Origin of the sequence: Bdellovibrio sp. BCCA, from assembly GCF_037996825.1 — a bacterium.
Classification (GTDB): Bacteria; Bdellovibrionota; Bdellovibrionia; order Bdellovibrionales; family Bdellovibrionaceae; genus Bdellovibrio.
The window spans coordinates 2,128,609-2,147,085 of sequence record NZ_JBBNAC010000001.1 but is presented as its reverse complement, the minus strand read 5'-3'; the positions used below and the strand labels follow the sequence as shown (position 1 = coordinate 2,147,085).

The 18,477-nt window shown below is 43.5% G+C and carries 24 protein-coding genes, 1 tRNA gene and 1 pseudogene; 9 read left to right on the top strand and 17 right to left on the bottom strand.

The genetic code is table 11. The features are described from left to right. The first annotated feature begins 30 nt into the window (after positions 1 to 30). On the top strand, positions 31 to 1,482 hold the full coding sequence (locus AAAA78_RS10670) for an ATP-binding protein (RefSeq protein WP_340592021.1): 1,452 nt from the start codon (positions 31 to 33) through the stop codon (positions 1,480 to 1,482). Between the two features lie 8 nt (positions 1,483 to 1,490). Here AAAA78_RS10670 and AAAA78_RS10665 read toward each other — a convergent pair. The 4 genes from AAAA78_RS10665 to AAAA78_RS10650 form a co-directional block, all read right to left on the bottom strand. Beyond that, positions 1,491 to 1,564, bottom strand: a tRNA-Cys gene (locus tag AAAA78_RS10665). Between the two features lie 76 nt (positions 1,565 to 1,640). Further along, positions 1,641 to 2,246 (bottom strand): DNA-3-methyladenine glycosylase I, encoded by a 606-nt coding sequence (locus AAAA78_RS10660; RefSeq protein ID WP_340592020.1) that lies wholly within the window; start codon positions 2,244 to 2,246, stop codon positions 1,641 to 1,643. A 27-nt stretch (positions 2,247 to 2,273) separates the two neighbouring features. After that, the gene (locus AAAA78_RS10655; RefSeq protein WP_340592019.1) at positions 2,274 to 2,843 is read right to left on the bottom strand and encodes a TetR/AcrR family transcriptional regulator; all 570 of its coding nucleotides are present in this window, start codon (positions 2,841 to 2,843) and stop codon (positions 2,274 to 2,276) included. 114 nt (positions 2,844 to 2,957) lie between these two features. Beyond that, a complete protein-coding gene (locus AAAA78_RS10650) occupies positions 2,958 to 3,410 on the bottom strand; it encodes a hypothetical protein (protein ID WP_340592018.1) in 453 nt (150 codons plus the stop codon). Positions 3,411 to 3,553: 143 nt separating this feature from the next. On the opposite strand from AAAA78_RS10650, the pseudogene AAAA78_RS19700 reads away from it, so the two are divergent. Both AAAA78_RS19700 and AAAA78_RS10635 read left to right on the top strand, forming a co-directional pair. Continuing rightward, positions 3,554 to 4,154: pseudogene (locus AAAA78_RS19700) on the top strand (paraquat-inducible protein A). Beyond that, complete coding sequence (locus AAAA78_RS10635; RefSeq protein WP_340592015.1) at positions 4,141 to 4,965, top strand: MlaD family protein; 825 nt, start codon at positions 4,141 to 4,143, stop codon at positions 4,963 to 4,965. Before AAAA78_RS19700 ends, AAAA78_RS10635 begins: the two are co-directional and overlap by 14 nt. Before the next feature lie 2 nt (positions 4,966 to 4,967). Here the strand turns inward: AAAA78_RS10635 and AAAA78_RS10630 are convergent, their stop codons facing one another. Next, a complete protein-coding gene (locus AAAA78_RS10630) occupies positions 4,968 to 6,392 on the bottom strand; it encodes an aminotransferase-like domain-containing protein (RefSeq protein ID WP_340592014.1) in 1,425 nt (474 codons plus the stop codon). A 114-nt stretch (positions 6,393 to 6,506) separates the two neighbouring features. On the opposite strand from AAAA78_RS10630, the gene AAAA78_RS19695 reads away from it, so the two are divergent. The 4 genes from AAAA78_RS19695 (at position 6,507) to AAAA78_RS10615 (ending at position 9,194) form a co-directional block, all read left to right on the top strand. Then, positions 6,507 to 6,791, top strand: a complete 285-nt coding sequence (locus AAAA78_RS19695; protein WP_445291980.1) for a DUF2917 domain-containing protein — start codon at positions 6,507 to 6,509, stop codon at positions 6,789 to 6,791. A 56-nt stretch (positions 6,792 to 6,847) separates the two neighbouring features. Continuing rightward, positions 6,848 to 7,879 (top strand): hypothetical protein, encoded by a 1,032-nt coding sequence (locus AAAA78_RS10625; protein WP_340592013.1) that lies wholly within the window; start codon positions 6,848 to 6,850, stop codon positions 7,877 to 7,879. Between the two features lie 147 nt (positions 7,880 to 8,026). Continuing rightward, the gene (locus AAAA78_RS10620) at positions 8,027 to 8,695 is read left to right on the top strand and encodes a response regulator transcription factor (protein WP_340592012.1); all 669 of its coding nucleotides are present in this window, start codon (positions 8,027 to 8,029) and stop codon (positions 8,693 to 8,695) included. A gap of 88 nt (positions 8,696 to 8,783) precedes the next feature. Next, the gene (locus AAAA78_RS10615; RefSeq protein ID WP_340592011.1) at positions 8,784 to 9,194 is read left to right on the top strand and encodes a hypothetical protein; all 411 of its coding nucleotides are present in this window, start codon (positions 8,784 to 8,786) and stop codon (positions 9,192 to 9,194) included. 2 nt (positions 9,195 to 9,196) lie between these two features. On the opposite strand, the gene AAAA78_RS10610 is transcribed toward AAAA78_RS10615, so the two are convergent. The 6 genes from AAAA78_RS10610 to AAAA78_RS10585 form a co-directional block, all read right to left on the bottom strand. Continuing rightward, positions 9,197 to 9,766, bottom strand: coding sequence for an NADAR family protein (locus AAAA78_RS10610; protein ID WP_340592010.1), 570 nt, complete (start codon positions 9,764 to 9,766; stop codon positions 9,197 to 9,199). A gap of 277 nt (positions 9,767 to 10,043) precedes the next feature. Next, complete coding sequence (locus AAAA78_RS10605; RefSeq protein ID WP_340592009.1) at positions 10,044 to 10,559, bottom strand: DUF4142 domain-containing protein; 516 nt, start codon at positions 10,557 to 10,559, stop codon at positions 10,044 to 10,046. Positions 10,560 to 10,624: 65 nt separating this feature from the next. Then, the gene (locus AAAA78_RS10600; protein ID WP_340592008.1) at positions 10,625 to 11,089 is read right to left on the bottom strand and encodes a DUF6328 family protein; all 465 of its coding nucleotides are present in this window, start codon (positions 11,087 to 11,089) and stop codon (positions 10,625 to 10,627) included. Between the two features lie 132 nt (positions 11,090 to 11,221). Then, positions 11,222 to 11,602, bottom strand: coding sequence for a hypothetical protein (locus AAAA78_RS10595; protein ID WP_340592007.1), 381 nt, complete (start codon positions 11,600 to 11,602; stop codon positions 11,222 to 11,224). 21 nt (positions 11,603 to 11,623) lie between these two features. Next, the gene (locus AAAA78_RS10590; protein ID WP_340592006.1) at positions 11,624 to 12,757 is read right to left on the bottom strand and encodes a glycosyltransferase; all 1,134 of its coding nucleotides are present in this window, start codon (positions 12,755 to 12,757) and stop codon (positions 11,624 to 11,626) included. Between the two features lie 17 nt (positions 12,758 to 12,774). Beyond that, positions 12,775 to 13,884 (bottom strand): Gfo/Idh/MocA family protein, encoded by a 1,110-nt coding sequence (locus tag AAAA78_RS10585; protein WP_340592005.1) that lies wholly within the window; start codon positions 13,882 to 13,884, stop codon positions 12,775 to 12,777. Between the two features lie 509 nt (positions 13,885 to 14,393). On the opposite strand from AAAA78_RS10585, the gene AAAA78_RS10580 reads away from it, so the two are divergent. Further along, positions 14,394 to 14,645 (top strand): hypothetical protein, encoded by a 252-nt coding sequence (locus AAAA78_RS10580; RefSeq protein ID WP_340592004.1) that lies wholly within the window; start codon positions 14,394 to 14,396, stop codon positions 14,643 to 14,645. Between the two features lie 48 nt (positions 14,646 to 14,693). On the opposite strand, the gene AAAA78_RS10575 is transcribed toward AAAA78_RS10580, so the two are convergent. Continuing rightward, positions 14,694 to 14,867: a hypothetical protein gene (locus AAAA78_RS10575; RefSeq protein WP_340592003.1), complete on the bottom strand. Its 174-nt coding sequence runs from the start codon at positions 14,865 to 14,867 to the stop codon at positions 14,694 to 14,696. A 428-nt stretch (positions 14,868 to 15,295) separates the two neighbouring features. On the opposite strand from AAAA78_RS10575, the gene AAAA78_RS10570 reads away from it, so the two are divergent. Beyond that, positions 15,296 to 15,832: a hemerythrin domain-containing protein gene (locus AAAA78_RS10570; RefSeq protein WP_340592002.1), complete on the top strand. Its 537-nt coding sequence runs from the start codon at positions 15,296 to 15,298 to the stop codon at positions 15,830 to 15,832. Positions 15,833 to 15,883: 51 nt separating this feature from the next. On the opposite strand, the gene AAAA78_RS10565 is transcribed toward AAAA78_RS10570, so the two are convergent. The 5 genes from AAAA78_RS10565 to AAAA78_RS10545 form a co-directional block, all read right to left on the bottom strand. Then, positions 15,884 to 16,474, bottom strand: coding sequence for a hypothetical protein (locus AAAA78_RS10565; protein WP_340592001.1), 591 nt, complete (start codon positions 16,472 to 16,474; stop codon positions 15,884 to 15,886). 63 nt (positions 16,475 to 16,537) lie between these two features. After that, positions 16,538 to 16,687: a hypothetical protein gene (locus AAAA78_RS10560; RefSeq protein WP_340592000.1), complete on the bottom strand. Its 150-nt coding sequence runs from the start codon at positions 16,685 to 16,687 to the stop codon at positions 16,538 to 16,540. Positions 16,688 to 16,763: 76 nt separating this feature from the next. Further along, positions 16,764 to 17,036, bottom strand: a complete 273-nt coding sequence (locus AAAA78_RS19690) for a sugar nucleotide-binding protein (RefSeq protein WP_445291979.1) — start codon at positions 17,034 to 17,036, stop codon at positions 16,764 to 16,766. Further along, positions 17,008 to 17,184 (bottom strand): hypothetical protein, encoded by a 177-nt coding sequence (locus AAAA78_RS10550; RefSeq protein ID WP_340591998.1) that lies wholly within the window; start codon positions 17,182 to 17,184, stop codon positions 17,008 to 17,010. The genes AAAA78_RS19690 and AAAA78_RS10550 overlap by 29 nt, the downstream gene beginning before the upstream one ends. Beyond that, a complete protein-coding gene (locus AAAA78_RS10545; protein WP_340591997.1) occupies positions 17,181 to 18,356 on the bottom strand; it encodes a glycosyltransferase in 1,176 nt (391 codons plus the stop codon). Before AAAA78_RS10545 ends, AAAA78_RS10550 begins: the two co-directional genes overlap by 4 nt. Positions 18,357 to 18,477: the final 121 nt, after the last annotated feature.

The window sequence follows — 18,477 nt, the reverse complement described above, 5'->3', positions numbered from 1 at the left end:
GCGGGCCCACTTTTGCTTTGTCGCCCGTGCATGAAAATACAATCCCTTATTCGCGAAAATGACCGTCTTGTTCCTGTGGAAGTGGAGTTGAACTTCATTCCAGGACTTCCTCAAATTCAATTCTTAGGTTTGCCTGATCAGGCCATTCGAGAAAGCATACACCGAATTAAAAGTGCGATTCGCTCGCAAGGTTTTGAATTTCCGAAAGCTCAACAAGTGCTGGTCAATCTTCGTCCGTCGCATTTGAAAAAATCTTCGCGCGGTTTGGAGTTGGCGGTGGCTTTGGGACTTTTGTGGGAAAGTGAACAAGTTCCCAAGCCTCAAGAAGAATCTGTATTAGTTTATGGAGAGTTGTCTTTAAATGGGGGTGTTTTTGAGCCCGATGATCTGCGAGAAGATTTTGATCCTCTGGAAGATCTGACGGTGTGGACGGGGACCTCCGAAGAAAACAAAGTTCCTTTCACTCGCGCGCGTTTGACAGAGCTTCGTGATTTGGCTTCTCCCAAAATTCTTCCAGGAATGCCAAGAGAATATAAAGTTGAACGTCCTTTGTTTGGTCTAGATCTGGAATTTCCCGAGCGGCAAGCAGAGATGTTAAAGCTTGTCGCAATCGGCGAGCACTCGTTGCTTCTTGCAGGTCCTGCAGGATCGGGCAAAAGCACCATTGCGAAATCATTGCTTTCGTTATTGCAGGCTCCTTCGCAAGAAGACCTTCATGAAATTATTAAATCCAACAAAGGTTCTGGTGGAGAATCCTTAAGTTGGCGTCCCATGGTGCACCCCCATCATTCAACGTCGCCCCTCGGCCTTATTGGTGGGGGTGTTCCTCCTTTTAAAGGTGAGATCACAAGGGCACACAAAGGTATTTTAGTTTTAGATGAATTGTTAGAGTTCAATCCTCGCGCGCAAGAAGCTTTGCGTGAGCCGATGGAGGAGTTTTGCATTCGCTTGCGACGCGGACGTTTTATCGAAGAGCATCCCGCTGAAGCCTTAGTAATTGCGACAACAAATTTATGTCCGTGTGGAGATTGGGTTCCGCAAGCCAAAGTTGTGTGCGGAAGATCTCTTAAAAAATGTCAGTCTTATATGGAAAGATTGTCGGGGCCACTGGTAGATCGTTTTCAATTGATCTTCTTTACGCAAAAACGGGAACTCAGTGGTGTGGTTTCTGGAGTGGAAATTTTAAAAACTTTGGAAGATGTCAGAGGCTTCCGAAGTGAAATGGCCGTGAAAGATCCGCGCTTCACAAAAGTAGCAGGTCGTTGGAAGTGGGAAGAACTTATCCAAGATTTGCCGAGCTTTTATTTGCAGGAACTTTTCCCAAGAGAATTGGCATCCCGTCGTCGCGATCTCGCAACGCTCCGAGTCGCAAGAAGCTATGCCGACTTGGAAAAGGCCGAAAAGCTGACTCCGAAGCACGTCGAAAAAGCCCTTAAAGCGACTTATTTGCCATTTGAAGCATTGAAACGTCTTGGGTGTTAGGAAAAATTTGGAGGTGACGAGCGGATTTGAACCGCTGTAGCAGCTTTTGCAGAGCTGAGCCTAACCCCTCGGCCACATCACCTTTAGAGGAAGCTTAATTTAGAGCTGAACCTGTTTTAAGTCAACGCGAAAGAAATCATGCTGCTCAAATTTCCAGATTATGGCTTTTTAAAACTTCGCCGCTTAGCTTCTGCTTTAGCTCTAATAATGCAGCCTTCGGCATGATCATTTATAAGACCCATAGCTTGCATGAAAGCATATACGGTCGTGGGGCCAACAAATTTCCAACCCTGTTTCTTTAATTCCTTGGATAGCGCCATAGAGGCAGCCGAGGTGGAAGCGGTCTGAGGTCTCGCGAGGTCTTTTTTGTCCGGCTCAAAGCTCCATATAAAAGCAGCAAGAGATCCATGGCGTTCAACGATTTCTTGAGCTTTCTTGGCATTGTTAATAACAGCTTCAATTTTTCCTTTGTGGCGGACAATGCCTTCATCTTTTAATAATCGAGTGACATCTTTCTGCGTAAATTTTGCGATCTTGTTAAAGTCAAATTGATGAAAGGCTGTGCGAAAGCTTTCGCGCTTGGCAAGGATTGTGCGCCAACTAAGTCCCGATTGAAAACCCTCAAGACTTAGTTTTTCGAATAAGCGATAATCATCGCGAACAGGAAAACCCCATTCTTCGTCGTGATATTTTAGAAAATCAGGAGCTGACTCGCACCATTTGCAACGCTTTTTTCCATCAGCGGAAGTTACGATATTATTCATAGTTTATTGTTTCTCTCCGAAAAATATTTAAGCAATTTGGGCTTTCAACCATTCTTCCATGTGACGAACCTCATTTTTAATGAACTTCTCGTCCTGAAAAGTATTGGCCAAGGTCGCAATCCCTTGGCTGCGTGACAAAAGATGCATAGCGAGTTCATCAGCATCTTTTTTGCGACCCGCTGCTAAAAACTGTCCGCTCAGCCAAGTTTTAAATAAGCTCATAAGTTTATTAGCATGAGATTTGGAAGCATGATCCATTTTTGCTAATTCGGTACAAAGAGTTCCCACGGGACAGCCATAAAGCTTTATCTTCGCCTGATTCATAATCAGCATTTGAATAAACTTTCCAATTCGCTCCGTCGGGTTTTGGCCGATGGATTCCCAATTGTTTAGCATTTCTTGGGTGCGTTCCAGGCGCAACTCAATGACTGCTTCAAGTATTTCATCTTTGGATTTAAAGTGATGATAAAAATTTCCGCGCGAGATTTTCACTTTCGCGGCGATGTCTGCAAAAGAAGTGCATTCAAAACCTCTATGATAGAAAAGCAGATCTGCCGCTTCAACGATTTGCCGTCGAGTTGTTTTATCTAATGCCATAAAAATACTGCCACCTAGAATTTCATATTAGGACACTTGTCCTAGTGTTTGAATAATGTAGGACGAGTGTCCTAATCTGTCAAGAGCGTGACTTTGTTATGGCGGCAAACTGATTTAATTCTTCGACAGCGCAACAGCTTCCGGTTTTAAGTAGATCGTCGCCTTCTGATAGAGCGTAAGATTTGTCGCGGGTTGGTTTGGTTTGCTTGGGTAGTTTACGTAAGCGTAGACAGCGGAAGCGTTGACGATTCTTGCAGGCAACGGAACCGGAACGGATGTTCCAGGCGGAATTTGTAAAGAAACGATCTCGACCCTTCCAGCGATATCGTTGATTAATTGGTACTTTCGCGCAAACCAATCTGTCGCCGTTCTCGGAAGAGTTCCTGTTACTGACGGATCATAAATCATCACGATATCCAAAGAAGTCGTGGTGTTCTTGTTAGCACCTTTTTCTGCAACGATGTTGAGATCATTCAATGCCTTGACCGTGGCGGCAGGCGTCTTGCGAGCAACTTGAGTTGTGCATGCCGAGACAAAAAGAAGTGAAAGCAGTAAGAGAATCTTCATGGGTAACCTCCCGCCGAGAGTTCAATTATTCTTTCAATTTTTTTCGATAAATCAAATAAAAAACATAAGTTTTGGAGAAAAGCAGTGACAATCAACAGCAGAAAAGGAGGTGACGGCGGCGAATCAATAAATAAGATACGAGAATGGCTGAGACATCGCGTTCTAGATGCAAAGTGTGCGGCACTCTTCTTCCAGTTCCAGAAGGAAAATCGTGGTCTGTGGAATGCCCTCGCTGTGGGACTATGAATCGGATTCCCACCGTATCCGCGCATGCAACTTTGGTGTTTGCAATGACGGCGTTGATTCTCTATGTGCCCGCTAATTTTTTTCCTTTTGTCAGTTTAGAAATTTACGGAAACAAAAGCACGTCCACGGTCTGGCAGGGGATCGTGTCATTAGGCAACGCTGGTTCGTGGGGAGTTGCCATCATCGTATTTTTGGCAAGCATTCATTCCGTTCGTTAAACTGATTATTCTGTTTTACCTAGCACTCACTGCGAAGAATGGAAAAAATCTTAAACTTAAAACGAAGATGTATCTGATTGTTGAAGCCATTGGCCGCTGGTCGATGCTGGATATCTTTTTACTCGCGATTTTAGTTTCAATTATGAAGCTGGGTCATTGGGCTAATGCGGAACCGGAAGTAGGTGCTGGAATATTTGCTTTGGTGGTCGTGTTTACGATGCTTTCTTCAGCGTTTTTCGATCCGGAAGTGCTTTGGGAGAACGACCGTGAAAAACCTTAAAGACACTTGGTATCTTTGGCTGTTTCCACTTTTTGCGGTGATGTTGGCCGGATGGTTGTTTTGGAACTACTATCGTCACCGGGGACCTACCATTACTATTTACTTTAATGAAGGGACGCGGATTAAACCTGGGAAAACAGAGGTGCGTTTTCGTGGAGTGCAGATTGGTCTTGTTAAGGATGTGACGATCACATCGGATCTAAAGAAAATTGAAGTGATAGCAGATTTAAATCGTGATGCTAAAAGTTTTGCGCAAAACGGAGCGAAATTCTGGATTGAATCGCCGCGCATTAGCTTTGAAGAAGTCCGTGGATTAGATACCCTTGTGGAAGGAAGCTATATCGGGGCACTTCCCGGAACGGGGGATTTGCAGCGTGAGTTCACTGGACGTGAAGCGGCCGATTTAAAATATCCCTTAGACGAAACAGCGGGCTTTAAACTAGAGACTAAAAATGCAGAGTCCATCGGAGAAGGAGATCCCGTTTTTTATCGGGGCGTGAATGTCGGCTCTGTCGCAAAAGTAACGTTTTCAAAAACCGGACAGACAGTTTTTGTGAATATTCGTGTACCGTGGGTTCACGCGAAATTAATTCGTGAAAATACCGTCTTCTGGAGAAAATCCGGATTTCAAGGGAAGTTGGGCCTTTTTAAGTCGGAAGTAAAATTAAGCTCGCTAGAAGCTTTACTTAAAGGCGGAATTGAATTTGCCACGCCGGAGCCTGCGGCACAAAAAGCGAAACATGCTCAAACATTTCAGCTTCAGGCCAATGCTCCAAAGGATTGGGAAAAATGGAATCCTGATTTAGATTAGTTTTAAAGTTGCTGTTTCGCCAAAGTGCCAAGAGTTTTAATGGCGGCATCAATTTCTGGACGCCAAAGTCTGCCACAATTCAGTCTTAAATAATTGCGGTAGTTGCCGTTGGCAGAAAAAATCACTCCCGGTGCTATACTGATTTTTTTCGCCGCTGCGGATTTGTACAACTCCAATGAATCAAATTTTTTAGGAAGCTCCAACCAAAGCATGAAACCACCTTGAGGTTGTGTGAAGCGTGTTTCTTCCGGAAAGTGCTTCAGAACAGACTGAGAAACCCTATGAAGCTGCTCTTGCAAGACAGGTCGAATTTTGCGGAGGTATCTTTCAAATGCTCCTGTCGCCATAAACTCAGCGATCACGTATTGCTGCAAGCGATTCGAACCTACGGTGCTGCTTAATTGCAGGCGACGAAATTCTTTTTCAAACTTTCCTGGAAGAGCCCATCCTGTTCTGGACCCCGGAGAAATAGTTTTGGAAAACGAAGAACAGGAGATCACAATTCCTTCTTCATCAAAAGCTCGAAGAAGTTTGGGACGAATTCCAGAAAACGCAAGATCTCCATAGATGTCGTCTTCAATCACGGGAACTCCGAATTTACTGAAAATTTTAACAAGCTCTCGCTTATTGACGTCGGGTATGACCGATCCCAGAGGATTATTAAAGTTCGGCATCAAAACAGCCGCACCGATTTTGTATTTGGAGAGAATTCTTTTAACATCGTCCGGATCAACACCTGTTCTTGCATTGGCGGGAATTTCAATAACTTTGAAACCAAGGCTTGCGATAGATTGAAGAATTCCAAAATAATTGGGAGACTCAATGAGAATCGTATCTCCTGGTTTAAGGATTGCTCTTAAAGCGAGATGAAGAGAATCCAATGCTCCGTTAGTAATAGTGACTTCAGAAGCGCTGACTTTATGTCCGGTGCGTAAAAGCCTCTTTGCGATTTGTTGTCTTAAAGGCAAATGACCGGGAGTAAATTCATATTTCGCATTCACATCACTGTGAGTTCTTAAGATAGACCTTGTAATACGGGCCACGGCTTCGTTTGGATGAAGCTCCGGAGACAAGCACGCTGCTCCTAAAAGAACATACTTATCGTTGGCAGCTGCTTCGAAGAGATCTGATACCAAATCAGGAATTAAAATCGGGGCGGGTTTTGTTTGGACGTCAGCTTCTGGGCGCACCTCTTCTGTTGTCACTATTTTTGAAACGTAGAAGCCAGATTGAGGGCGAGATTCGATAACTCCACGGCTTTCAAGAAGAACGTAAGCTTGTAGGACCGTATTGATACTGACATTAAAAAGTTTGCTTTGCTCTCGCACAGAGGCGATTTTTTCGCCGACACGAAGATCACCCATTTGGATCTGCGATTCAATTTCTTTGGCTACTGTCTCGTAAAGGAGCTGGTCTTTGTTTGTCATGATTCAAATATAACTCATTATTGAGTGAAAACAAAACTGTACCCATTAAAAATTATATGAACTGAATCTGTATCCTTTGTGGAAAAAGTTATAAGTTAGATCTCAGGAGTCCTTATGCGAAAGACAGATCATTTCCGGCTACTAAAAGGTGAGATCTACACGCGATCAAAACAGGACGTGGATATCACGTGTCTGACAGGAAGCCTCTGGATTACCCAACCGGGTACTGGGCAAGATATCGTGCTTTCTCCTGGAGAGTCCTATTGGGCTGAGAAAGGAAAAGGCAAGTTGGTGGTCCAAGCCCTCTGCGATGCAAGCCTTCAGGTTTCCGGTTGTAGGGCTCATGGGGAAAACTATCAGGTTCGCACTGTAATAAGTTCCCGGCCCGGAACTGCATAATAACTTGTCTGGAAATGCCTTTTTATATTTTTTAAAAATCCTGTAAAAGAACGGTCATGAAACCACAGGCGCGTTTTTTACATGTATTGACGATGGCTTTACTGATTTTTCTAGCAGCGGGAGCCAAGGCCGACGCCTTGGCAGACTTCTGTGGGGCTCCTTACAAAACGGTCTGTGAGCGACAACAAAATGCCAAGACGCGCGAAGCCCGTATCGAGGCCATCGAAAAAAAACTCAGCGATCGCGCTTTGGATGAGACCTTCGAATATCTTTATGATTCCAAAAATCGTCCTAGCTCTTTTACCTTGGATGATATCATGTACATGCCAAAGAAGACTGAACGCAAAAGAGCCTTGGGTGTCTTCTATGCTTCTTTACGCAAACAATTTCGTGTCTATTTAAAGCAGAATCATGTTCCTACCGATTTAGGAATTGCGGAAATCAAATCGCAGCTGTCACAAGCGATCGAGCTTTCCAGGGAAATTCCGAATGATAACAAAGCAAAGATGCAAGAGCTTTTGCAAGAGATCCGTTTGATTTCTTTTAACGATCTTGATCCCGACGAAGATGGCGCTCCCACAGCGGCGGACATCAATAAAATCTATAAGGGTTGCACAAAAAATCACTTTCTTGATAATGCCTTTGCTGACAGTAATAAAAAAGGCGAAAAGTTCGTGATCATTTGTCCGGGCGAAATTGTCGGCTCCATCGAATTTTCCAAAGATTATGAGATTCCGCAAAAGTATCAGCTTGTTCCCTTGATTATGACGTTGGGCCACGAGCTCTCTCACCATTTTGATTTCAGTGTTATGCCCGAGGCTTACAGCGCTACTTTAAAATCCGTGATGGCAATAAAGGATGAGCTGAAGCACAATAAAATTGAGAACTATATGGGGGAGATTACCGCCGATCTTTGGGGTATTAAAACCTTTGTAGTTGCGACACAGAATATGGAGTCAGAGTTTCAGGTGGCTTTTATTAAAGGTGCCGTCAATGATCTGTGTAGTACAGAGGACGACGGTATTCACCCTTCAGGGAAGTTCCGTATCAATCGACTGTTACCGCCTTATATTTGTCGAGCTCGCTAGTATTCCCGTGTTTCTTTCAAAAAATAAAATGGATTTCGTCAAAGATTGGGCGATCGAAATTAAACATCCTTAATCTAGCTTATTCAACTATCCATTTTTTCATTTCACCTATATGACCATGTTTCACAAAACATTAGAGGGGATAAAATGAGATACTTGGTTGTTGAAGACGACTATGAAATTGCACGTCACGTAACAGACGGTTTAATCAATACGGGCGCCACAGTGGACGCTGAGCCGAATGGTCTTAGAGCTTTTGAAAGAGCCACAAGCTCTCACTACGATGCTATTGTTCTTGATTTATCTTTACCCGATATGGACGGATACACCTTTGCACAATCTTTAAGAGAGAAAGGCATGAATACTCCTATTCTCATCTTAAGTGCATATCAAAATTTGGAAGACAAGCTGAAAGGTTTTAGTACAGGTTGTGACGATTATCTTTGCAAGCCGTTTTCAATGGCGGAGCTGCAAATACGCACGAAAAACTTAGTAAGGCGATCGCAGGGTACGAGAGAATCGGTCCGTCTTGGTTTTAAAGATTTGGAAATCAATCGTCTAAAAAGACAAGTCACGCGCGCTGGGAAAATAATTGATTTGCAAGATCGTGAATTCCGTCTTTTAAATTTGTTCGTTTCTAATCCTGAAAAAGTGATCAGCAAACAGATGATTCTTAAAGAAGTGTGGAACTATGATTTTGATCCTCAAACAAATGTCGTAGATGTTCTCGTTTGCAGACTGAGAGCGAAAATCGAAAAAGATTTTCCAACGGCTTTGATTTATACCGTTAGAAACTTTGGCTATATTCTTAAGTAAAAGCGTATTACAGGAATAAAACGAGCTTAAATAAAACGCGCGTGCTAAAAAATGACTCCTTAAAACAATCCCACCCCAGGAGATAATAATGAAGTCTATTTTGGTAGCGTGTTTTTGCTTTTGTACTGCTTTTGGTTCTGCTGTTACGGCGCAAGCGTCTGAGGAAGATGCTGTCATTTTCATTCGTTGCACGATGAGAACTACTGTTGACGGAGAATCCAGACAAAGTCTTTTACCGCCACTCATTCTAAACTTCGAACCTGTCTCTGAAGAAGTGCAAATGATGGCCGAAGCTAACGGTTTTAGTTTTGGTTTCTCAGTGCCATATTCAGTGGATGCCCCGCTGGTCGCTTTGCATGTTATTTCGCCAACGGAACACACCGTGATTACACGAGAAGTTCCATCTCGTGGACATAGTCTCGTTGGCTACTCAACAGTGGATCGTGCAGGTGGTGTAACATCCTTGAGTTGTCAAATCGGCACTCTTATTTCGAAATAAGGTCAAAGCGGAGTCGATTTTTGCAGGGCCGAACGAATTTTTTCTAAAAGAAGACCGAGTTTGTTTTTCCCTGTGCGGTCTCCGCAATCACCCCAGTAGCAATCATTTTTTGTATGTTCGTAAAGGCGGGCGGAGCCTGTCGAAAGCAAAAGCTCCGCAAGCTCCGGATATCTTGTGAATTTATCCCAAACGGCTTTTTCCATAAATTCATCTTTACGTTGTTCCCAGTCAGATCTTTTTTCGATGTTCTTATCGCGTCCTCGAAGGGCTGCTTCCATCGGAGTTGGCGCACTTTGCACCCATTTTTGTAGTTCTGTATTTTCATATTTGTGAGCTTGATAGTAGTGCTCACTTGTCGGCCACCATTCGCCATCGACAAAAACTGGGAAGAGCGCAAAGTTTGAGAACTCTCCGTAAGGGTCTTTCGTCGAATAAAAATCTAAAACGGCTTCTTGATAGGGAGTTGCCGCCGTTTTTGGAAAACTATTATAATGAGAAGCCCCTTTGTGTGAACAAGATGCACAAAGAACTAAAATGATCCAGAGCCCGAACAGATTTCTAAATTGTTTCATTAATCTGTTATTTCAAAATTGATCCTCAAGATCAAGGGGCAATTCGACCTTCCTTAAATCCCTCCTTTGCTGCAAAATGGGTAAAGAAAGAGGTTTTTGATGCGGAAGTCTTAAAAAATAGTGGCTCTGATTGCGTACGACGGGAAAGCATGTGCAGATGACGGGACTTAAAGTAAAAAGGTATCTTTCCGGGTGCCGTTAGCGACCAAAAAACGGAGCCTCTTAAATAAAAGTCCCGGCGAGAGCCGGGACTTTTTTCTCTTCAAGAAGAATTCGCTTACTTGGTCAGAGTCGCTTCGACTTCTTTGGCTTTTGCGAGGTGTTGTTCGACGTGTGTCTTAGTTTCGTTCAAGAAGTTTTTAAACTGAGGATTCTGTGCTTGTGGAATGTACTTTTGTTCAAGGTCTGTCAGAAGTTGTTGGTGCATATTGATTTGGTTTTGAATGTAAGCCAAATCGAAGTCTTTGCCTTTCCTTTTCTTAAGATCAGAAAGCTTTTCTTTGGCGTCCTTTTTCAGGTCTTTCGCAGTGTCGTTGGATTTTGTACTGATCTTTTCATCCTTGGTGATTTTCTTACCTTCTTTTTTATTTTCTTCATGCTCTGAGACCATGTGTTCAGCAAAGTCTTTCACGGTTTTATCCGCCGCTTTGGATTTTGCAACTTTGCCGGCGTCAATCTCCGCTTCATTGGCGGTCATAAGAACTTCAGCGATTTCTGAATCGGATAAAGCCCACGCGTGAACAGCAGAAAATACAATAACTAGTGATGCTAAAACAGCTCTAAATAAATTCATAAAATCTCCTTTTGTTGAACAAATCAAAGTTATATTCAGGAATAGCAAAATCAACTTGTACTTTATCAGGGAAGTTTGCGTCTTATTAACAAAGGAAAAATATACCAAGCAGTGATAAAACCAATAAAAAGAATCGAACTCACGATACCACTGACAACGTAATTTTTAGTGATGGCGATTCCGATCAAAAAAAAATCTATCACACACCCCAGAGCCAAAGGGAAGAGCGAACTTTTCAGCCACAGATTGCTAAAATGGGTGAAACGCCGGGAAGCCGTATGCGGTTCGGCCAGTCGGTGATAAGCGGCAGGTGAAATAACGAGGATCGCAGATACCGCCGAGCACGCAATAGCGCCCCAGTGCAGAACTTGTTCGTTGTAATTTAATGTAATTGCAAAGCGATCGTTGAAAACGGTGACAAGTTGAAAGCCGAACAACGTCTGAACGCCCGGCAAAATCATTCGCGTCTCACTTTCGATATGCGTGATTTCGTCCTTCAGATTTTCTGTTTCTGAGTGTTGGTATTTCAATATGTTTCTCCACGATTGGAATAAAATAAAAGAAGACCGAGTATGGCCGAAAAAGATTTATAATGCAGAAGCGGCCATACACCTGTGGCAAAGTAAAACAATCCCTGGATCAGCAGAACAATGGTGGTCATGTTAGTGACGAGGCGGCTCTCGGCGGGCTCGTGGAGATCGGTCTCGCGTATCTACTTTGGTTCGACGCAAAGAGCGTAGGGGGCGTTCTGAGCTTCCGAAACTCATCTCTTCATGATCTGAAGAATTACGGCGACCTTGTGTGAAGTAGGGTGCTTCCCGGCCGGTTTGACGGTCGCGACGCGGTCCTTGTGAGGTGCGAGGAGAGTGAGAGACATTGTCTTCCACAGAGCGCAGGTAAGGCCCACTGTGACGGTGAGGTGCCTCAAAGTCATAGTCTTCCGCAAATCCCGGATATTCTGCGAATGGATGGGCGGCGTCTTTTTGACGTGTGCGTTTAGTTGCCGATTTGGATTTCTTTTTTCCGCTGAGTTTGGTTGCCAAGAGAATCTCCTTTTTTAAAGATTAGGATTTAAAAATACTTCGGTTGTTATTATTCGATTTTTGACTCGCCAATTGTTGGGTCAGGGCTTTGTTCGCAAGAAGATCGATTTCCAACTGGGCCATACTTTTCCAGGTTTCTTCCCAGGACATTTCTTCAAAGAAGTGATCGATTTTTTGTCGGTGTTCTACATTGTTCTTAAAAGGTAGCAGGGATTCCACCTTGTGAATGAATTCATCTGGGGTGTGGGCTACTTTGATAAGATGATTTTTCTTATATGGTTCCAAGGTATTAAAAAATGCCATTGAAACAATCGGAAGTCCTGCCGCTAGATATTCAGGAATTCTCATTGGACTTGTGTATTGGGCCAACTCGGTTTTTCGAAGTGGCAGAATGGCACAATCCCAATTGCTAAGGTAGGGTGCCAGCTCGTTGTATTTTTTTGTTCCTAAATAATGAATATTGTTTTCTACAGGAAGGTCGGCGGCATTGATCTGCACAATGGGACCAATTAAAACAAACTGCCACTGTGGTTTTAGAAGAGCCACTTCTTTAAGAAAACTTAAGTCCACGCGCTCATCGATGATTCCAACAAAGCCGAGCCTGGGAAAATCAATGTGCTTTTGGTCCTCCGGGTCTAGAATAAACTCCCGGGCTTTGCGAAAGCCGTTTCCCTCCGGGGGGACGGGGTTGCCGTTGACAACCAGATCCGCTTTCTTCAATAAATTTTTTTCCATCTCGCCTGTAAAAGAACTCTTTCCTTCGGAATCTACCAATGGCTTTACGCAGTCATACACAATAAAGTCGGGGGTTAATCTGTCACTGAAAGCCAATGCCTGCGGATCATAGTACCAGCATGAATAGTTCTCAATAGAGGCGGAGTTGATCAATCCCAAAAGAAGAACCGTCATGATTTCATGGTTCTGTTCTTTGGAAAGAGATCTCGCCAAGTGAGGGGTGACAATGCAGAGCCTTTCTTCCAGAACATGAAGATCTAAAAATGGATCTTCATGGTTTTCATAGGAAAGAGGCTCAACAAAAAACACCCGACGATAACGCGCGTATCGAGTCATAAGATGTTGTGGACGTTGAAACTCAGAGTTCCAGCTCACATGGGAAAACACCAAAAGATCGGAGTCTGCACAGAGAATTTTCATGGGGTCCTCCTTGAGCCTCAATCATGAGGACTCGGAGCGTGAATTGTTTCTGGTTTTCCGTGAGCTGGTTTTTTTACACTTTGGCCAATGTCTGGACGATTCTTTTTAGTAACATAATCCAGTTTGACCGAACGCTTGGTTCTTGCTGATTCGAAAATAGCGTTGATGATTCGAATATCATAGAGTCCTTCTAATGCCGAAGGTTCCGGATCTTCGTTGTTAAGAATGCATTTAGAGAAATATTCAATCTCCGGAGCGAACTGATCATGTTTTTTAAAACGTTTGACCGTATCTTTTTCGTCTATCGTTGTTGTCATCTTCATGTCATCCGCATATTCGTAGGCGTGCTCTAAACGCAGGGAACCTTCTGAGCCGATTAGGTCATATGCTGCCGTCGCTGCAGCTCCGAAGCTCACGACGAAGTTAGCAAGTCGTGCTTTACGGAAGCGCAAAGTGACAGCCGCCATTTCCTCAACCTCGGAGAATCGTTCATCGCGCGGATTGCTGAGAGCTGTGGCAAAAACCTCCACCGGCTCGTCCTGGAAAAGGTATCTCGCGGCGTTGATACAATAAGTGCCAATATCATAGAGAGGCCCGCCACCCATATCGTACTTTAGACGAATGTTATTGGGATCTGTCACTTGATAGGTGAAAGTTGAATTAAAGATTCTTAGTTCACCTAATTTTCCGTTCCTGGCTGTTTCGATGGCTTGTAAATTGGCAGGATCAAAATGCAAGCGGTAGGCAACCATGAGTTTAACATTGTTGTCTTCGGCTTCTTCGAGCATCGAAATGCAATCGTCTTCGGTCAGGGCCATTGGTTTTTCCGTCAAGATATGAATGCCGGCACGTGCTGCCTCTACTGCAAACCCGTGGTGATTTACGTTAGGAGTTGCAATATAAACAGCGTCGATTTCTCCGCTGTGAAGACATTTATCAAAATCCCGATAGTTATAAAGATTTTTGACTTTATATTTCTTTCCCAAAGTTTTTAGCTTGTCGTCATCGCCCGAAACCAGGGCCGTGAGCTCAGAATTTGCGCTCGCACCTTTGAAAGCAGGAAGAACCGCCACCTGTGCAATATTTCCCAGCCCAACAACCGCATAGCGGATTTTTTTATCACTCATAACGACTCCTTCAGTTTCAAGATTTTTTTCGAGATGATATTGATGCCAAACCCTTCACAAGTTTTCAAAACTTCTGCTCTGAAGATGCACAAAAACAAAAGTATCGTGGTGTTATATTCAGACATTACTTAGGAGAAACGCTCGAACTTTGCTGCTACTCAACGAACTGTTTTTTCTCCTTTGGTGAAAAAATAGGCAACCGCATATACTAAAAAGAAAAGGAGGGGACCATGAAAAAGATCGTGATGATTTTAATTTGTTTTTTTTTCCCTTGGGGCTTTTGCACAAAGCTCGGAACCGGAATCCATCCCCGCAACAACAGAGAGTTATCAAAGTGATAAACAGAACAATCCGTCGGGTCGTAAACATAAAAAGAAAATGCGTCACAAAAAAACCAGCAAGGCCAACTCGAGCGGAGTTTCAAACTCTTCAAAGTCCGGGTTAAACGATACTTATAACAGCGGTGAAAATCAAAACAATCAGAACAACCAAAACAAATAGGAGGAATTATGCCGCAAGGATCAAAAGAGAAATACAGCAGCAAACAAAAGCGCATGGCTCATCATATTGAAGAGAGCGCCAAGAAACGAGGCTACTCCGCAAAACGAGCCGCACAGATCGGGTGGGCAACAACGAACAAAGAAACCGGTGGTGCCGGTAAAAGTGTGAAGAAAAAGGCATCGTCATCGAAAAGTTCTCACGCTGCACGTTCTAGAGCCGCGAAGAAGGGCTGGGAAACCAGACGTCATGCACATCATTGAAAAAAAAGAAAACGAGGGGGCGCCTCGTTTTCTTTTTCTAAATAATCATTATCTATTTTGTTGACCGCCGCTTTTATTGCCTGAACTTGAGCTAGAAGAGCTATCAGATCTTCCAGTGTCTTTTTTATTAGGATTCATTGAGTCTCTTTGTTGACTGCTGTCTCTTTGAGAAGAAGTGTTGCTGGACTGATTTTGATTAGGGTTTTGGGTATTTTTACTCATAACTGCCTCCTATGTGTTTTAGATTTAATACTTGTTTTTATGCTGATAATCATAACCCCGGGTATCACGATTCGTGAAACCTAGATCCTCACGCCGAAAACTTTCGCGATCTCGAGTGTTATCTTGTCGCAGGTTTTGGCGCTTCGTTTGATAACTAGGATTTGGATGATCTCGTTCGGAATCTTTAATATGTTTTCTTCCAGGTCTTCTCATCTTCCGTCCTCCTTTTCCGACATGTCCAGTTTGCTGGAGTCCGAACGAAAATTTCAACAACTGTGGCAAAAAATGGCCGAGATACATTTCGGAAACGTGTCGGATGCCTGTGCATCTCGACTTCGGTCATTGTAAATTTCGAGACTTGTCAGGAGCGGTTGGGGCTTTCTCCGGACTCTATTACCCTATAAAAAGAAGACTTGCGAGGAGGATTTATGGAGATATACGAACTGCTTAAAAAAGATCACAAAGAAGTTAAATCACTTTTTCATAAAATCGAAAACGCACTGGAAGAAGAAGATTTCGATGAAGTAGAAAGCCTATTTTCAGAGGTGCGAGACCAACTCACAGCGCATTCTAAGGCAGAGGCAGAAGTTTTCTATCAACCTTTAAAGATGATCACGGAAGAAGAAGGCGAGGAGCTGGCTTGGGAAGGTGAGGAAGAGCATCACGTTGTTGCTTTAGTGCTCAATGAACTTTCTCGCATTTCCGTAGACGAAGAGCCTTGGAAGGCTAAATTTACGGTATTAACTGAATTGGTAAATCACCATGTGCAAGAAGAAGAAGGTGAGATATTTAAAGCCGCAAAAAGATATTTCAGTTCTGATGACGCCGAAGAAATGGCTGAAAATATGGAAAGTTTGAAACAAACTTATTTGGGCATGGTTGATAGCGCCTTGGATGAAGATATTGCCTTGCTTTTGAATACAGTTTCACAAGTTAGTCACACTCAAAATTCAAGACACGCCTAATATAAAAAGAGATAATCCACAGAAAAATTTCTGTGGATTATCTCTGACATTCTAACGATAGTTTTGATTACGGTAAGAGCTTCTTCCATAGTCTTCGTCATTGTCTGTATCGTAATCTTCATCGTAGTCTCGAGAACCGGCTTGCAGTTCTTCATCCTCATTGTAATCGTTGTCTCTATCATAAAGGTCTTCGTCTTCATACCAGTCCTGATTTTGTGAGCCACGAGAAGACAAGCCTCGGCGGGAGCTGCTTTCTTGGCCGCCACGATAGTTACGACCTTCGTATTCGTTAAAGCCTCTCCCGTAACCTTGATTGTAGCCTTCTCCTTGGTAGCTGCTGCCTCGTCCGTAGCCACGCTCTCTATCGGAGTAACCACCGCCACCTACGCCGCCTTGACTGTACCGACCGCTAGTTCTGCGTCCTTCAGAACCGCGATAAGATTCGCCCTGATAGCTTCCACGACTTGGATATTCGTCATAGTCCTGGTCCCAGTTTTGAGTCGAGCGAGTGCCGCGTCCACCATACTGAGAACCATATTGTGATTGTGATCCTCTTTCGCTGCCGTAGCCATAGCCACGATTGCGATCTTCGTTTTGCGAATAGCCTTGGGACCCCCTGCGGGATGATCCTCTTGTTGCCATAGTTCCTCCTTTATCAATAAAAACCGGATTTATCCGGAGTCCTTGTTAAGTCTTTATAAAAAATTATCTGTTTTCAGTATTCTTGTTACGTTCACTGCGGTTCTGATTCTGTGAATTTTCTTTATCCGTGCCTCCGGATCTTTGTGTGGTAGATGATTTAGAAACATTATCTTTGTTTGTTGTACGGTTTTGATTTTGGGTGTTTTTATTCATGGAAATATCCTCCTTGTTTCACTCTAGCGGAATAAAAGAAAGAAATCGGTTTGTTATTCATAAAACAAATTGTGAACTAAAAGTGCTGACGATTTTTAAGAAAGTCGAACGTAGCCTGCTCCACAGCAGGAAGACTTTTAATTCTGTCGCTGACAAGACTGCTGTTCAAAGGTCGCCGCGCACGGAAATTGAGGCAATCGTGGGTGCAAGAAATCAAAAAGGCATGTTTGTTGAAACCCGATTGTTTGTGCGCAAGGGACGCCAGTTCGAACCAGGACATTTTTCCCTCGTTGGCTAAGTGAACGATACCCGACTCTTTATCAATCAAAAGTTCCAGACTGGTGTTCACCAGATCTGGAACATAGGTAGGCGAAATCTGGATTCAAGGAAAAATAAAAAGGGCAGCAGACTTTTTCAATTTTGGCGGTTGCAAGCTGTTTTAAATAGTCGGCTTGTAACGGAATTTCAATGCCTGCGCCAATTTTTAACGTGTTCACTTTGCGCCTCTGGCAGTGTTAAAACTCGTTTGCAGTCCTTCGGCTAATAGAGGAGAAAAACCTTTTTTTCTTGTCAGAGCGTCGATTTCTAAAAGAGACATCCGCTCCCAAGTGTGATCCCAAGAAGCGTTTTTTAAGAATTCATCGACACTTTTAATTCGTTGCGAAGAGGGTTTTTCCGCAAGAACGATATCCAGAGCTTTGACAAAATTTTCGGCATCGTCGGCGACTGCTAAAAGATTTTTGCCGTGATATATTCGAGTTTCCGCAATAGACGTTGTGACAACAGGAAGACCCGCCGCCAGGTATTCGGAAATTTTTGTAGAGTACGCAAAACGGATGCTTTCATGTTTAGCTAGGGGAACCATCGCGCAATTCCACGAGCTCATGTAAAAAGGAAGATCCGCATAACGTTTCATTCCCAAATAATGAATATTTTCTTTCTTCGGCAATATGTCTTGAACCGTTTTTGCGACTTGTCCCAATAAAATGAACTGCCACTCCGGGCGTAAGGCCGCGATATTTTCTAATAGCGAAAAATTCATGCGACCGTCGATGCCGCCGACAAAACCGATGCGGGGACGCGGTAGATTTTCCTGGTCCTCCGGATCCGTTAAAGCGAATCGCGCCTTTGAAAAATGAGTCGTGTCGATGGCACTTGGAAATGAGTGAACCCTTTTGTGCTTTTGTTTCTTTTCTTCATAAACAGAGTTCCCTCCTGTGAAGACAAGGTCCGCCCGCCGAAGTAAGGCGGTTTCTTTTTCCGCCATTGTTTGTGAGAAGTTAACAAGATCATCAACACAGTCATAAATAGTAACTTGTCCGACGAGATGGTCAGAAAAGTTTAAGGCCATTGGAGTGTAATACCAAATACTGAAGTTTTTGATATTTTCTCCTTGAATCATCTCGTCCAGAAGTCCCCGTGACATGTCGTCGCGCTCACGGTTTGAAATCTTCAAAGGTAGGTGGGGGATGACCACACAAAGACCCGGAGACTCTTCTTTAAGGCTTAAGTAAGGTTCAGTGATATTCTCAATCACGGGTTCTTCAATGAAAAAAACTCGGCGATGGTTTGCAAAGCGGCTCATCAGATGTTGTGGCCGTTGAAACACAAGGTCCCAGCGCAGGTGTGAAAAGACCAAAAGATCATGGGTGGCACACAGCGTATCCATAGCATCTCCTTGCTATTTATTTCTGCTTTTTTTGAATGAGGAGATCTATCAATGAGGAAAAAATCGCCTATGAGCAAGGAGGTCTTTCCGGGGCTGACTAAATACAAAACGGAAAGAGGAT

What these genes read in the sequence shown, in the direction of transcription:
- AAAA78_RS10670 (WP_340592021.1), top strand. Translation starts at nt 31, where the DNA reads ATGAAAATACAATCCCTTATTCGCGAAAATGACCGTCTTGTTCCTGTG.
- AAAA78_RS10660 (WP_340592020.1), bottom strand. Translation starts at nt 2,246, where the DNA reads ATGAATAATATCGTAACTTCCGCTGATGGAAAAAAGCGTTGCAAATGG.
- AAAA78_RS10655 (WP_340592019.1), bottom strand. Translation starts at nt 2,843, where the DNA reads ATGGCATTAGATAAAACAACTCGACGGCAAATCGTTGAAGCGGCAGAT.
- AAAA78_RS10650 (WP_340592018.1), bottom strand. Translation starts at nt 3,410, where the DNA reads ATGAAGATTCTCTTACTGCTTTCACTTCTTTTTGTCTCGGCATGCACA.
- AAAA78_RS10630 (WP_340592014.1), bottom strand. Translation starts at nt 6,392, where the DNA reads ATGACAAACAAAGACCAGCTCCTTTACGAGACAGTAGCCAAAGAAATT.
- AAAA78_RS19695 (WP_445291980.1), top strand. Translation starts at nt 6,507, where the DNA reads ATGCGAAAGACAGATCATTTCCGGCTACTAAAAGGTGAGATCTACACG.
- AAAA78_RS10625 (WP_340592013.1), top strand. Translation starts at nt 6,848, where the DNA reads ATGAAACCACAGGCGCGTTTTTTACATGTATTGACGATGGCTTTACTG.
- AAAA78_RS10620 (WP_340592012.1), top strand. Translation starts at nt 8,027, where the DNA reads ATGAGATACTTGGTTGTTGAAGACGACTATGAAATTGCACGTCACGTA.
- AAAA78_RS10615 (WP_340592011.1), top strand. Translation starts at nt 8,784, where the DNA reads ATGAAGTCTATTTTGGTAGCGTGTTTTTGCTTTTGTACTGCTTTTGGT.
- AAAA78_RS10610 (WP_340592010.1), bottom strand. Translation starts at nt 9,766, where the DNA reads ATGAAACAATTTAGAAATCTGTTCGGGCTCTGGATCATTTTAGTTCTT.
- AAAA78_RS10605 (WP_340592009.1), bottom strand. Translation starts at nt 10,559, where the DNA reads ATGAATTTATTTAGAGCTGTTTTAGCATCACTAGTTATTGTATTTTCT.
- AAAA78_RS10590 (WP_340592006.1), bottom strand. Translation starts at nt 12,757, where the DNA reads ATGAAAATTCTCTGTGCAGACTCCGATCTTTTGGTGTTTTCCCATGTG.
- AAAA78_RS10585 (WP_340592005.1), bottom strand. Translation starts at nt 13,884, where the DNA reads ATGAGTGATAAAAAAATCCGCTATGCGGTTGTTGGGCTGGGAAATATT.
- AAAA78_RS10580 (WP_340592004.1), top strand. Translation starts at nt 14,394, where the DNA reads ATGCCGCAAGGATCAAAAGAGAAATACAGCAGCAAACAAAAGCGCATG.
- AAAA78_RS10575 (WP_340592003.1), bottom strand. Translation starts at nt 14,867, where the DNA reads ATGAGTAAAAATACCCAAAACCCTAATCAAAATCAGTCCAGCAACACT.
- AAAA78_RS10570 (WP_340592002.1), top strand. Translation starts at nt 15,296, where the DNA reads ATGGAGATATACGAACTGCTTAAAAAAGATCACAAAGAAGTTAAATCA.
- AAAA78_RS10565 (WP_340592001.1), bottom strand. Translation starts at nt 16,474, where the DNA reads ATGGCAACAAGAGGATCATCCCGCAGGGGGTCCCAAGGCTATTCGCAA.
- AAAA78_RS10560 (WP_340592000.1), bottom strand. Translation starts at nt 16,687, where the DNA reads ATGAATAAAAACACCCAAAATCAAAACCGTACAACAAACAAAGATAAT.
- AAAA78_RS10545 (WP_340591997.1), bottom strand. Translation starts at nt 18,356, where the DNA reads ATGGATACGCTGTGTGCCACCCATGATCTTTTGGTCTTTTCACACCTG.